Source organism: Streptomyces sp. NPDC046909 (assembly GCF_040644695.1).
Lineage (GTDB): Bacteria > Actinomycetota > Actinomycetes > Streptomycetales > Streptomycetaceae > Streptomyces.
On record NZ_JBEYXC010000005.1, the window covers coordinates 588,187 to 601,674 of the forward strand.

The following is a 13,488-nucleotide window of genomic DNA, read 5'->3' on the forward strand; positions in this document are numbered from 1 at the left end:
CCCTGACGGCTGGGTCAGGAATAGACGGTCAGCTGCAGTGTGGGCATCGACGTCCAACCTCGGGGTTCGAGGCAGATGCGCGAGATCGGCATTCTCCGCGCGGCGTCGGCCAGGAGTTCTTCGATGCGTCGCTGCTTCCAGGGCGGCAGGTAGAGCCAGAAGAGGCTGTGCCAGACAACGGTGTGAACGTACGGATCGGATGGGCCGGCCAGCTGTTCCTCCAGCCAGTCGACGGCGTCGGCCTCGTCCACTCTGAGCGGCGAGTCGGCGGCCACCTCCAGAGCCTCTTTGAGTTCCAGCCGGTCGATCTCCCGTTCGTGGGGGAGGAAGGACTGAAGGATCAGAGCGTCATGGGGGTTTCCGGGGTCGCGAGGAACGAGATCGCAACCGGCCCGCGCGACGATCTGCAGGTCACCGGGCGGGCGTCCGCGGCTGGTGAGCCGCATCGGTGAGTCGGGGTCGCCCCACTCCCAGCCGTGGCCATACCACCCGAATCGGTCCACCATCAGATTGATACCTGCTGCGGCCCCGATCTCCAGCAGTCGTACTCGTGGGGCGCCCAGCATTGTCAGGCCGGTCAACAATGCTTCGGCACGCCGCGGCTGGTGTTGCTGGACCGGGCGTGACAGTGCCGTCCGTATCTCGGTGGGATGCTCCTGTACCGCCTGGACGACGAGTTCCCACGCGCGATGCAGGTAGCTGCTGTCGGTTGCCCCGGTCAGGTGGTCCCGCAGGTGAGCGGAGAGCTCGGGTGTCTGCCCCTTGAGGACGAGCCAGTGCACGCCGGCGAGTAGTCGGATGCCGAACAGATCCTCGGTGACAGTGAACTGACTCGCGACGCTGCGAGCCACGGGCCCGTCGTGCTTGAAGTCGTTGCTGAGACAGGCTGTGAAGTGGGCGGCGATGGGTGCTGCTTCGGCCAGTCCGGCAGCAAACAAGTCCAGGTTGCGCAGTTCTGCGGCTGGGATGGTCACTTGGGGTTCTCCAACAACGGTACGCGGCCGGATTCGACCGAGGTCTCGATCAGCCAATGAATGACGTCGCGATGAGGGGAAGGCGGGGCCAACGTCTCCAGGAGTTCGTTCAGCCGCCGTCCGATGACCGAGAGGCGCGCGTTGTAGCCCTCGACGATGTCAGCGTCCCGCATGGTCTTCCATACGGCCCTACGCGCTGTGGGCTCGGCACGGCAACGTGCGTGCATCGCCTTCAGACGGTCGGCGTCCTCCGTCGGGAGGTACTCCAGCGCGTAGGCGAGCAGGAGTGTCATGGTGGCGTTGGCCAGATCTGTGTCGTGCTCAGGATCCCGCGCCCCGCGGTCGTTGGCGCATTGACGCAGTACCCCGAAGAGCAGGCCGAAGGATCGCCAGCCACGAAGCCCCTCGCCTTGGACGCCTGCCAGGGAAGCAGCCAGCACCGCGTCTCTGCCATAGGGCGCCCCTGTCTTGCCGGCGTAGCTTTGAACGACGTCTCGCCACCGTGGGGTGGAGGCTTGGGCGACGTCTGTCAGTTGCCCCTCGGCGCAGCGCAGATCACCTTGGGTCAGTTCGTTGATCCAAAGTGTTCTCACCCTCGAGTGGAGTTCGGCCTGGTCGATGAGCATGCGAGGCAGAACGGTGAGGCAGGTGGTTGCCGCGATGCTTGCCTGGGCGGCACTCAGCTGGGTCTGCTCCGGGTCGAACTGCCCATCGACCAGATCGTCCAAGGTCTCAGCTCCTGCCCACCAAGCGATGGACATGGAGGACACCGGGATGGCGGGAACTGGATCTCCGGTCAGCGCAGCAGAGACAGCAAGCGGCAGTGCTCTGGCCGGATTGGTGACCGGAGCATGGAGCGTGACAAGTCGACTGACGGCGTCTGCGAGGGACGGGCTGTCGGCGCACAGAGCCGCTGCGTACCGGCCCAGCGTGGTCAGCGCGGTCTCCTGCGTCTCCAGCAGGTGTTGGTAGGTGGAGGTTATGTCCCTGACGGGAACGGGCACGGGAACGGGCACGTCGGCGTCCTGACTCCTCGGGGTGGCTAACGGGCGGGTGAAATACGGTCGCCGCATTGGCCCGCCCATGTGGCGTGCTGTCAGCAGGAGTGGGAGGCATTCCCATTGTTGCCCTCGAGGACGACCTCGTAGGGGCGCGCGCCATCCGACTGCAGTGTTTCCTCCCAGGTACCGTCGACGAGATTCTCCACGGCATCCAAGGTTGCTGTCGTGCTCATGCTGCGCTCCTTCGGTTGGTAGGGGAAATGTGATCGTCGTGGGGTGGGGTGGACAACGAATGGGCGGGTGATGGACACGCAACTGTCCGCCTCACTGACGCCCGAGCTATTGCCAAGTCATCGGATGTCCATCACCGGCGTTGAGTGTGTTCACAGGCCTGCATGACTGCAGCCGTGAGGAACTAGAGGAAAGAGGACTTTTATGCAGCACGGTGAGGTACTCGAGAACACCGAGATCCTTCTGACCGGGGACTGGGTCGACGTCGCCGGCTCCGAGCAGGACGAGTTCGATGCTGTCGTGGTGCGCGCACAGGGCAAGCCCGGCAACGTGGGTTCCGGCTGCTAAGAGAAGGGCATTCCAGAGCCCCCTCCGCCGAGGGGGCTCTGGGCAATCGAAGCGATGACAAAAGCCATACACACACGGGAAATCACCATGAGTTTCCGGGCACGCGGGCGGCGGAGCGATGTGATCGCTGCAGTACGGGGCGTCAACCTGGACATAGGTCTCGGTGAGATGGTCGGTTTCCTCGGTCCGAACGGCGCTGGAAAAACCACCCTCTTGCGTATGCTGGCCACTCTCCTGCGCCCTACGGCAGGGGCGGCCACAGTTCTTGGCTTTGATCTGGTGAACGAGCCCAGGGCGGTGCGCCGTCACCTTGGCTATGTGAGTCAGCAGGGTGGTACCGATCCACGCAGCACAGTGCGAGAGGAACTGACACTCCAGGCCAGGCTGCACGGTCTGACCCGGTTCGACAGCAGGGTCCGAGTCGCTCAACTTCTGGACGACTTCGCACTCGGCGATGCTGCGGAGAAGCAGTGCGGCACCCTCTCCGGAGGGCAGCGCCGCCGGGTCGACATCGCGCTGGGATTGGTGCACCGGCCCGACATTCTCATTCTGGACGAACCGACGACCGGCCTCGACCCACGTAGTCGGGCCGCGCTGTGGGATCACATCAGGATCATGCACCAGCAGTCGGGTACGACGGTTCTGCTGACCACTCATTACCTTGAGGAGGCCGATGCCCTGGCCGGCCGGCTGCTTATCGTCGATGACGGCGTCGTGGTCGCGGACGACAGTCCGGCCGTTCTCAAATCCCGCCTCTCCGAGCACCGGATAGTGATGGGTGTTCCTGCCGTGGACCGCGACGCTGCGCGAGAGTTGCTCGCACGGATGCCCGGTGTGTCCGAAGTAGCCATTGAAGGTGAGCTGTTGGAAGTGCGGACGGACCACGCCGAGCGAATTCTTCCGCACTTGATGTACGCCCTTCACGAGGCTGCTGTACCCCTTGATTCCCTTCGTGTCGGCCATGCGACGCTGGACGATGTCTTTGCCGCTCTCACCGGCCGCACGTTGGGCGACGCCGCCGTGAACTGACCTCCCTGCGCGGAAGATCACGGGCTTGTGCCGCATTCCGCGTCCGCGATGACAATGCCGCACACGGTATGAAGGAACGACCGACAATGCTGACGCATGTTCTGCTGGTGGCTGGTCGAGAGATCTCCCATCGGCTCCGCTATCCCTCCTGGGCCCTGATGGAGATCGCTCAACCAGTACTGTTTCTCTTCTTCTTCGGCCCCCTGCTGACGCAGTTCGTGCGCCACACGCCGGGGTTCCCGCCGGGTGACAGCTGGACGATCTTTGCTCCCGCGCTGATGATCCAGATGGTGTTGGTCGGCGCCTCCACTGTCGGTATCGGTCTGCTGACCGAGCAACGCGGCGGCGTACTGGAGCGCTTTCTCGTCACGCCCATGCACCCGGTCTCGCTCCTTCTGGGCAAGGTGCTGACAGTGACGATGACGACGTTGATCCAGTCCTGCTTGATCGTATTGATCTGCGTCGCTGCGTTCGATCTGAGAGTGCCGCCGACTGGTCTCGCCGCCAGCTTGCTGCTGGTGGCACTCCTGGCGGTGGCGCTGGCATCGACGTCGTATGCTGTCGCGTTGCGTGTCCCTGACGAGAACACACTCCCGACCGTGATCAACGCGCTCCTGATGCCATTGCTGTTGCTGTCAGGCTCGTTCCTGCCGATCACGGTGGGGCTGGCGCCGCGGTGGCTTTATGAGGCGTCGCGCCTGAACCCGGTTGCCTATGTCATGGATGCGACGCGTGCTTATTTCCGGGGCGATTTCTCGGCGGCCTCCTCTTGGGCGGGGGCGGTGTGCGCGGTGGGTCTGGCGGTGGGCGCGATGGCCTGGGCTGTCGCGTCCTTCCGGAAGCTGAGCTGGGGAGCCCAGCGTCACATGTGACGATCGGGTGAGATATCACAGATGTCGGGGCCTGGCCCATCAGTACGCAATCTCTGGGCTGCCGCTGCCAGTGGATAGGCGGACAGCGTTTCCACGCGGGTGACGGCGGCTGCCAACGCCAGGGGAAGCCCACGGCACCGGTCAATGATCTTCTGGGCTGCTTCGGGTTCGGCGGTGAGGCGCTGGTTCCCGAGGCGCCGTATGAGATAGGCGTGGCTTTCCGCGGCGGTGAACGGCTCCAGTGGGACGGACAGTGTGTGATCGCCCGTCAGCCCGCCCAGGTGGTCACGGCTCGTTATGACCACCAGAGTCCCGCCTGCGTGGGGTAAGAGAGGGCTGACCTGGCTTGCGGTGCGGGCATTGTCCAGCACCAGCAGCATGCGCCTGTCGGCCAGAGCCTGCTGGAAAAGCGGGGCGACGGCATCCGGGTCCTGGAGCAACTCCGGTGCCGTACCGAGAGCTCTGAGAACGCTTCGCTGCGCCTGGTCAGCGCTGAGCGGCAGTCGCTCTTGATCGGATCCGCGCAGGTCGACAACGATTCGTCCGTCAGGGTAGCGGTCGGCGACACGGCGGGCGATGTACAGGGCGAAAGCCGTCTTGCCGATACCCGCAATGCCGGAGACGGCCAGGATGCCGGGGCCCTTCCGCTGCGCGCCGGAGCAGGTGAGGAACGCCTCGACTCTGCGCAGGTGAACCTTCCGTCCGGTGAAGTGGTCAGACGCGGCCGCAAGCCCTTCGGGCAGAACATGAACGGCAACGGCCGGCGAAGAGCGCGCCGGCGACGGCGCCGTTCGTACACCGGGCGCAGGCCTGGGTGAGGTGCTGACGCCGGGCAGCAGCTCGGGATCCGCCCTGAGGATCTGCTGATGCAGGGACTGCAGTCTCGGCCCTGGCCTGATGCCCAGTTCTCGCGCGAGCTGATCTTGCACGTTCTTGTAGGTCGCGAGCGCGGCAGCCTGCCTCCCCGACTGGTAGAGGGCCCGCATCTGCAGAGCACGTACCCGTTCGTCGAGCGGATACCGGGACACCAGCCGCGCCAGCTCGTTCGCGACCTCTGCCCCGGCACCGAGGCTGAGCTCTGCGGCCATCCTGTCCGTCTCGGCCGTCAGGCGGAGTTCATGCAGGAAGTGCTGACTGTTCGCTGCCCATTCGCTCTTCAAGCCGGCGAGCGCGTCACCGTGCCACAGAGCGAGAGCATCAGTCAGCTCCAAGGCAACATCCTTGGTGCGGTCCGCTCTCCTGGCGACCTCCGCTCGTGCCGCCATGGCCTTGAACGCCTGCAGGTCGCATGTGTCCGGGCTCGTGGCGAGGCAGTAAGCGTCCCCCCTGGAGCGGATCACGGAACGGGCTGAGGGCACGGCGGGTTCGAGTGACTTGCGCAGGCGGTAGACGTAGGTGCGTATTGTGCCGATGGCCGAAGGCGGACAAGGGTCGCCCCATACGGCGTTGACCAGTGAAGAGGCGGGCACGTAGGTGCCTTCCGCGAGGATCAGGGCGGCCAAAACGGTCTGTTGCTGAGGAGAACCGAGGTTGATCTCGGTGCTGTCCTTCCAGGCGCGGACAGGCCCCAGAACCGCAAAGCGGAACTGACTGGTCAAGAAGATGCTCCACTCTCTCGGGCTGCGACCGAGTCTGTAGGGGGCGCTTGAGGTCTACTTGCCATCGGCTTGGAATGCAGGGGCGGCAGATGCCGTCGATGTGCGCGGTTCCGAAGCCCGGCGGAAGGCCGCAGCGGTGCGGGAGACCAACCCCATTGGTCTCCCGCACCGGGTCTACGGCGACCGGTCAGGCGGACGCGCCCTTGCGCGCCGCTGTGGCAAGCGCCTTGAACTCGTCCCACCGCACGTCCGGCCGGGCCAGTCCGCGGCGTTCCAGGTAACGGTCGCTGTCGCGCCTGGTCTGCCGCAACACCTGTACGGCGTCCTTGAGGCGTCCCGAGCCCATCGGCTCCACCACCTTTGCCGGGATCAGTTCCCAGCTCTCCCCGGCCTTGCGCAGTTGCCCGCGGACCAGGGTGTTGGTCATGTTGTTCAGCAGTTCGTCGTGCCGGTGGACCAGCAGGGATGCCTGCCCGGGTGTCACCGCGCAGTCCGCGGGAACGTCGACGAGGTATCCGTCTTCCGTGGCCTTGGGGACGGTCCGCGCCAGCAGCGGAGCCCCGGCGCAGTCGAGCGCGGCCAGTACGGCGGAGGGGAACTCGGCAAGCCGGGCGTGCCCCAACGGCGTACCGGAGACGGCCGGCGGCGGGGACGCGGGTGGCTCCAGCGGCGGCCGTACGATCACCTGCTCAGGTGTCACGGTGATCAGCAGCCGCAGGTAGTACCAGCTCATCAGTCGGCGCATGGGAAAGGAGACGTAAGACCGGCTGTGCGGCTGCCTGTCGAAGAGCATCCGCCAGTAGTCCTCGGCGCCCTGAGTGCCCGTCATGATGTCGTCGCCGCACTCGGCGTGTCCACCGACGAAGATCTGCTGGGCATGGGGTAGACCGCTGCCAGTGGGGTCGGAGAAGAGCAGGGCGACCCGGCCGTCACGGCGCACGTTCAGCGCCTTCTGCGCGAAGGCCAGGGACGTGGTCACCAGAAGCGTGCCGTCCTTCTGCCGGAGCGACGCGGTCGGCCAGACGAGAGGAGCGCCGTCCCGGCCCAGGGTGACGAACTCACAGGTGCGGTAGGCGTCCAGCACATCAAGCGGGGCCGCTTCGAGGATCGTCATGTCATCACTCCCCGCCCAGCGGTCCGCGCACGGCGCGGCACAGGGCCGCGTACTGGCGCCGGCCGACGCTTCGCCACAGCAGACGTCCGAGAAGCGGGGCCCGGCCCAGAAAGAAGGCCCGCTCCTCGGGTGTGGCGTCCTCGAGGATGGCCCCGAGCGCGATGAGACGCCGGTTGTTGGGGATGGACTCCATCCCGCGGGCGCCCAGGAGGTCCCATTCGGCGACCGTGAGGTGCTCGGCGACGAGCGGAAGCACCGACTGCTCCTCCTCGTCGAGGTGTTCGACGAGCGCGATGCGGTGCGCGTCGAGGGCCAGCGCCAGTTCCTCACCGGCGATGCTGTCGGTGGTCCGCTCCCACTCGGGCAGCCACTGCGTCACGCCCGTCAGGCTTCCGTCGATGCGCAGGTGCTGGAGTTCCATCCTGGTGACGAGGGCGTCGTCCTGCACGCAGCGGGCTCGCAGCAGCGGCCAGAGGAGTTCGTCTTCCAGCTCGTGGTGGTGGTGCAGTCCTGTCACGTACGCCCGGATGTGACCGGCGACGACGGGGACACGGGCGCTGTCGCCGTCCGTCACGGCGCGCACCAAGCGGGGAAGGAGTGCCGACTCGCGGCGGAAGACCCGGTGCACCACGACCATCTCGTGGGTGTAGGGCCGGTCGGCGGTCGGGAGTTGTTCGGTCGTGCGGCTGGCGAACACGCTTGCTTGCTCCAATGGTTCGGGCGCGATGCGGTGGACACGGGTCACGTCCGCCCAGCCTCCGGCGGCCCGCTTGCCATCGGCTTACTGTTTGCTTGCCGTGCGGATCGACGCCTTCATGACGTTGCCGTTCATCGCCTGTGGCAGACCTGTGCCGGTCCCCGCATCCTGGTCGACGCCCCGCCTGCCCAGGGGACTCGAGCGAAGGACGCCCGGCGCCCTGTGATCGTGCGTCAGCCAGGCTCTCCGCGGGCCGCGGACCACTCGGGTGATGACTTTCTGCCGTCAGCCGGTCATGCTGCGCCCACAGGCTAGGCTGGGCTTGTCATGGTCAAAATAAAAGTGCTCGGATCCTTCCGGATCGAGGTCGACGGCCGCCCGGTGGACGTGAGTGGGCGCCTTCCCCGGATGCTCCTGGCACAATTGCTGGTCGCCCGTGGAACCGTGGTGCCCACGGACCAGATCATCGAGCGGCTGTGGCCGGCAAGGATCCCGCCCAGCGCCCAGGCGACATTGCATGCGTACGTCGCGCGTCTGCGCCGTGCCCTGGAACCGGAACGGCCCCCGCGGGCCCCGGCGCGACTGCTGATCAGCGCGCCCTACGGCTACGCCCTGGTCCTGGAACAGGACGCGGTGGACGCCTGGGTGTTCGAGCGGCGAGTGATGAACCGCACGGCAGGGGACCAACCGCCCCAAACCGTCGGGGAGCTGGCCGAAACGCTCGACCTGTGGGGCGGGCAGCCGTACGCGGAGTTCTCGGACGAGCCGTGGACCGTGGGCGAGCGCGCCCGCCTGGAGGAGATGCACCGAACCGCCCGAGAACGGCTCGCCGGGGCGCGCCTTGGCGCCGGACTCGTGGAGCAGGCGCTGGCCGACGCGGACGCGCTCACCCAGGAGCAGCCGTTGCACGAGGAAGCCTGGCGGCTGATGGCGCTGGCCCTCTGGGCGAAGGAACGCCAAGGCGATGCCCTGGGCGCGCTGCGACGGGCTCGGCGCGCGCTCGACGAAGAACTAGGAGTCGAACCCGGCGCCTCCCTGGTGGAGTTGGAGCAGGCTCTGCTGCACCAGCGCCTGGAAGTTCTGCATCGCGCGACGGGAACGAGGGCCGCGCCCGAAGCGCCGACCACGCTCGCGGCCGACCGGCTCCTGGGCCGCGAGGCTGAGCTGGGAGCCCTGGCGGCCGCGGCGGACCGGGCACGGCAAGGCCACGCCCAGGTGGTCCTGGTCTCGGGTGAGGCGGGTATCGGCAAGTCGAGCCTGCTGGAGACGAGCATCAGCCAACTGCCCCAGCAGGGCTGGCTGGTGGGGTTCGGGCAGTGCCCGGAGACGGACGGCGCCCCGGCTGGCTGGGCCTGGCTCGACATGGTGCCCGGCCTTGCACGGGACGCACCGCCCGGCCAGTACGCCGCAGTGCTGGCGCCGCTGCTGACTCCCGATGGCGCAGACGATTTCGGCCAGTCCGACGGCAGCGCGGCCCAGCGTTTCCGCCTGCACAGAGCGCTCGTCGGCTGGCTCCGGGAAACGGCCCTGCGCCGCCCGCTGGCGATCGTGCTGGACGACCTGCACCGCGGTGACCAGGAGAGCGTCGAGCTGTTCCTGCTGTGCGCGGAGCAGTTGCGCGACGTACCGGTGCTGCTGGTGGGTTCCTACCGTGCCGGAGAAGGCGACCTGACCGGCGCACTGGCCCGACTGGCCGTCCTCGCGCCGTCACGGCTGGCCCTCGGTGGGCTGTCGCAGGCCCACGCGAAGGAACTGCTGCGGCGCGGCGCATCCGACATGAGCGATCACGTCGCGGCGGCCTTGGCCGAACGCACCGGAGGCAACCCCTTCTACCTCCGGGAGAGCTCGCTCCTGCTGGCCGGCCAGGGCGAGCAGCAGGCGCTGGCAGCCGTCCCCCAAGGGGTCCAGGACGTACTCAAGCGCCGGCTGGCCCTCCTGTCACCCGCCGTTACGGCCGGACTGCGTCTCGCAGCCGTCGCCGGGCGCGAGAGCTCGCTCACCCTCCTTCTCCGCGCCACGGACAAGGACTCCGAGCAGCTGCTTGACGCCCTGGAAGCGGGCGTCACGGCAGGACTGCTCACCGAGCCCCGCCCCGGCACGGTCCGCTTCACGCATGCCCTGGTACGCGACGCTCTTGCCGCTGACCTCACCCGTCTGGGGCTGGCCAGGCTGCACTCCCGCCTGGGCAGGGCCCTGATGTCCATCGGCTCCGACGACGTCGCCGGCACAGCCCATCACCTCCTTCAGGCAGCTCCGGTCCTCACCGCCGACGCCGACGCTGCGGTCCGCCATGCCCTGCTCGCGGGCGAGCAGGCAGTGCGCCGCTACGCCCCGCAGAACGCCGAGGCCATGCTGAGCGCCGCGCTCGACCTCCTCACCGGCCACCCCGAGGCCTTCGCCGAACAGGATGCCGCCCGGCTGCGAGTGACGGCTCTGGGCCAACTCGTGGACTGCCGGATCCGCATGGGGGCGATCGTCCCGGCGCGGGAGGCCCAACAGGAGGCCGTACGCGTGGCCCGGGCGGAAAGGCCGGCCGACGGCCCCTCCGAGGCCTCCGAGGCTGTCGAGGCCGGGCCCGCCACCTTGCGTACCGATCTGCTGATCGCCGCCTACACGACCTGGACCGAGCCGACCCCCTGGCGGGTGCGCGCTTACACGGTGTCCGACCCTGAGGCCGTCGAGGAACTGGACACTCTGCTGGCGAGCCGCGACCTCACCGATCGGCAACGATGCCTGCTGCTCGACCAGTTGGCCGACGCCCTCGACGACTCCGACCCGCGCGCCGTGGAAGTGGCACGCGAGGCGGTGCGGTTGGCGCGCGCCGGGGGCGAGCCCCGGTTGCGAGGACTGACCCTCACCTCACTGCTGCGCCGGATCGACTGCGACCTCGACCGCGAGACCTACGAGCGGCTCCACCGCGAACTCGCCGAGGTGGCCGATGCCGAGGACACTCCCGAGTACTCCTGGATGAGTCACTACATCGCCGCCCGGATCGCCGCCGGCCGCAACGATCCGGCGGAGATGGAGCGTTGTCTGGCCCGTGCGGATGAAATCGCCCGCACCTACGAGCTCCAGGGCCTGTTCGCGGTGGCCCGGCTGCGGCATTGCATGCTCGCCATGGCGCAGGGCCGGTTCGACGAGGCGGAGCGGACTCTGGCGGTGGCGGTGGACGAACTCCGGGCACGAGGAGCGGTCGATCTCAGCGGTCTGGCTGCCCTGAGCCTGGGCTGCATCCGGGTCCAGCAAGGACGCCTCGCCGAGATGCTGCCCATGCTGCTCGCGGTGTGGGAGCAGTACCAGCCGGTCAACGAAGCTCTCACCGCGCTCTCCCTGTCCGCCGCAGGGCGCCTCGAAGAGGCCCGTGCCGTCCTGGACCAGCGTGTCCCCATCCAGCGCGACTTCGCCTATGTGGTCCTCACCCAGCTGCGCGGTATGGCCGCGGTCGCCTTCGACGATCGCGCGCTTGCCGCACGGGTCTACCAGGACCTGCTGCCCCTGCACACCCTGGCAGGGGGCGTGAGCAACCTCTCCATGGCCTTTAGGCCCGTCGCACAGACCCTCGGAGAACTCGCCCAGTACCTGGACCACCCCGAACAGGCACGCCACCATTACCTTGAGGCGCAGCAGGTGGCCACCGCCTGGAACTCCGTGCACTGGGCGGACGCGGCTCGCACCGCCCTGGCAGAACTGTCGAAGGTGTCCGCTTAGCAGACCCTCACTTCATACCGCAGGCACTCGTTCGACGAGCTCGGCCAGGAACGCCGCCGCGAGTTCGAGGAACTGCTGAGGTGAATGGGTCGTCAGCTGGAGGTCCACGAGCACCTCGTCATCGTCCGCTGTGCACATCAGCCTGAGATGGTCGCAGATCTGGCGAACGGTCCCCCGCTGGAACGCCTCCGCGGCATCGGCCGCGGACGCAGTGATCTCCGCGTTGACCCGGAACACCCGGCGCAAGCCGGCCGGATCACGCCCCGCCCGTTCGGCTGCCTCGGCCGCGACGGCCCAAAGACCGCGGAAGTACGACAGCGGCATCGAGGCCCCCAACCAGCCGTCCGCGCGCCGGCCGACGCGCTCCAGCGCGGGTGGGGTGAAGCCGCCCAGCAACAGCGGCGGCCGTGGACGCTGCCGAGGCTTGGGCAGGATCGTCGACTCGGGAATTCTCCACAGCGGGCCCGTGTGAACGACGGGATCGGACTGCCACACGGCATCGAGAACGTCGAGGGTCTCCTCCAACCGTGCGCCACGGCCCTGCCAGGGCACCCCGGCGGCCGTGTACTCCTCACGCATCCAGCCCAGCCCGAGCCCCACGTCCAAACGGCCGTGACTGATCAGATCGAGCGTCGTCAGCGAGCGGGCGAGCAGCAGTGGAGGCTGCCACAGGGCGTTGAGCGTGCTGCTCCCCAGCCTGACCTGTTCGGTGACCGTGGCCGCCACGGTCAGAGCGAGCAGCGGGTCGAGATGGGTGCCGTACCGCAGCGGCATCGGTTTGCCACCGACGTACCCGTCGGGAGGGATGATCGGGGCCAGAAGCCGGTCGGCCGCCCAGAGACTGTGACAGCCCAGCGTCTCCAAGGCCGCGCACATCGTGGCGGTGTGGTGGGGATCGGCGAACGGGCCGAACTGAGGCAGGGCAAATCCGATGCGCATAGTGAGAATTCCTCAATCGGTAGAGGACAAGGCGAACTTCGGGTCCGTCGGGCCAGAGTCCGCAGGAACGGTCGGGGATTGAGGCCCGGAAGGACCTTCGGGCCAGGACGACGCTCAACCAGCCGCGTACGCTCCGCGGACTCGCGGGATCGCAGCGATGCTGCCGTTGCCCAGAAACCTCCACAACAGCCGGGCGGGAAAGGGCAACTCACTGCTCGGTCACCTGAAGGGCGACCAGAGGCATGACCTCCCTCTCCTGCTCATCGAGAGGGGAGCGCAACTGCTGGTGATGCTTTCATGGCGCCTCCACCAGCTCGTCACGGACCTCAGGCCGGACCTCCGGCTGTCACCGGTCCATGAGCCCCTGGACCACCGCCATCCCCGCGTTGAGCTCGTGATGCTGCGCGTCCATCGCCAGAGCCTGCTCGGCAGCCAGGCGTAGATGAGGCAACAGCACCGACCACAGCAGCTCGTCCGCACCGGTGTGGTGGGCGTGCAGGCCCTCGGAGTAGAGCCGCCAGTGCTCCGCCAGAACCAGAGCGCTAGCACTGTTGTTCCGGCGCACGCCTTGAACGAGCTCGGCCAACAGCCGCGAAGCACGGCGAAACACCTGATGGACCATGGCCATCTCGCGGGTGTATGGGTGCACGGCGGATCCGTGTGTGTTGCTGGAGGTCATGCCGCCAGGGTCCTGAGCCCAATTGCAAAACCCTTGCAAAGGACTTGTCACACAAAAGGACAGACTGGTCGAGTCGCACGTCGACCCCAGCGTTCCTATGGCGCCCCATGTGGTGATGTATCCGAGGCGATCCGCATTCCCTTGTCTGGTGGTCGACGCGTTGTCGGCCTCGACGTTCTCAAGCGTGACCATGAAGCGCAGCTTGCGGTCGATGTACACGTACCCGCCGGTGAGCTGCTTGAGAACGGTCGTCACGATCGAGTACGGGATGAGACACCTCACGTTGCTCACTCGTCAA

12 protein-coding genes are annotated in these 13,488 nt (G+C 67.4%); 4 read left to right on the forward strand and 8 right to left on the reverse strand.

Annotated features, from left to right (window positions below; all coding sequences use genetic code 11):
• Positions 1-14 precede the first annotated feature (14 nt).
• The 3 genes from ABZ928_RS19760 to ABZ928_RS19770 form a co-directional block, all read right to left on the reverse strand.
• Positions 15-974, reverse strand: coding sequence for a DUF2332 domain-containing protein (locus ABZ928_RS19760; RefSeq protein WP_361520219.1), 960 nt, complete (start codon positions 972-974; stop codon positions 15-17).
• The gene (locus tag ABZ928_RS19765) at positions 971-1,702 is read right to left on the reverse strand and encodes a hypothetical protein (RefSeq protein WP_361520221.1); all 732 of its coding nucleotides are present in this window, start codon (positions 1,700-1,702) and stop codon (positions 971-973) included. The genes ABZ928_RS19760 and ABZ928_RS19765 overlap by 4 nt, the downstream gene beginning before the upstream one ends.
• Positions 1,703-2,070: 368 nt before the next feature.
• The gene (locus ABZ928_RS19770; protein WP_361520223.1) at positions 2,071-2,208 is read right to left on the reverse strand and encodes a hypothetical protein; all 138 of its coding nucleotides are present in this window, start codon (positions 2,206-2,208) and stop codon (positions 2,071-2,073) included.
• A 202-nt stretch (positions 2,209-2,410) separates the two neighbouring features.
• On the opposite strand from ABZ928_RS19770, the gene ABZ928_RS19775 reads away from it, so the two are divergent.
• From ABZ928_RS19775 to ABZ928_RS19785, 3 genes are all read left to right on the forward strand, one after another.
• Positions 2,411-2,554, forward strand: coding sequence for a hypothetical protein (locus ABZ928_RS19775; RefSeq protein WP_361520226.1), 144 nt, complete (start codon positions 2,411-2,413; stop codon positions 2,552-2,554).
• A gap of 54 nt (positions 2,555-2,608) precedes the next feature.
• On the forward strand, positions 2,609-3,583 hold the full coding sequence (locus ABZ928_RS19780) for an ATP-binding cassette domain-containing protein (RefSeq protein WP_361520229.1): 975 nt from the start codon (positions 2,609-2,611) through the stop codon (positions 3,581-3,583).
• 86 nt (positions 3,584-3,669) lie between these two features.
• Positions 3,670-4,455: an ABC transporter permease gene (locus tag ABZ928_RS19785; protein ID WP_361520232.1), complete on the forward strand. Its 786-nt coding sequence runs from the start codon at positions 3,670-3,672 to the stop codon at positions 4,453-4,455.
• Here ABZ928_RS19785 and ABZ928_RS19790 read toward each other — a convergent pair.
• The 3 genes from ABZ928_RS19790 to ABZ928_RS19800 all read right to left on the reverse strand — a co-directional run bounded on the left by ABZ928_RS19790 (position 4,446) and on the right by ABZ928_RS19800 (position 7,864).
• Entirely contained in the window at positions 4,446-6,053 is a 1,608-nt protein-coding gene (locus ABZ928_RS19790; protein ID WP_361520235.1) for a BTAD domain-containing putative transcriptional regulator, read from the reverse strand. The genes ABZ928_RS19785 and ABZ928_RS19790 overlap by 10 nt on opposite strands.
• Before the next feature lie 187 nt (positions 6,054-6,240).
• Complete coding sequence (locus tag ABZ928_RS19795) at positions 6,241-7,167, reverse strand: pyridoxamine 5'-phosphate oxidase family protein (protein ID WP_361520238.1); 927 nt, start codon at positions 7,165-7,167, stop codon at positions 6,241-6,243.
• Positions 7,168-7,171: 4 nt separating this feature from the next.
• Positions 7,172-7,864 carry a hemerythrin domain-containing protein gene (locus ABZ928_RS19800; protein WP_361520240.1) on the reverse strand — a complete coding sequence of 231 codons (693 nt, stop codon included), beginning with the start codon at positions 7,862-7,864 and terminating at the stop codon, positions 7,172-7,174.
• Positions 7,865-8,191: 327 nt separating this feature from the next.
• On the opposite strand from ABZ928_RS19800, the gene ABZ928_RS19805 reads away from it, so the two are divergent.
• Positions 8,192-11,572 carry a BTAD domain-containing putative transcriptional regulator gene (locus ABZ928_RS19805; protein WP_361520243.1) on the forward strand — a complete coding sequence of 1,127 codons (3,381 nt, stop codon included), beginning with the start codon at positions 8,192-8,194 and terminating at the stop codon, positions 11,570-11,572.
• Between the two features lie 12 nt (positions 11,573-11,584).
• On the opposite strand, the gene ABZ928_RS19810 is transcribed toward ABZ928_RS19805, so the two are convergent.
• Positions 11,585-12,511 (reverse strand): TIGR03619 family F420-dependent LLM class oxidoreductase, encoded by a 927-nt coding sequence (locus tag ABZ928_RS19810; protein WP_361520245.1) that lies wholly within the window; start codon positions 12,509-12,511, stop codon positions 11,585-11,587.
• A gap of 346 nt (positions 12,512-12,857) precedes the next feature.
• Entirely contained in the window at positions 12,858-13,445 is a 588-nt protein-coding gene (locus tag ABZ928_RS19815) for a hemerythrin domain-containing protein (protein WP_361520248.1), read from the reverse strand.
• Between the last annotated feature and the right edge of the window lie 43 nt (positions 13,446-13,488).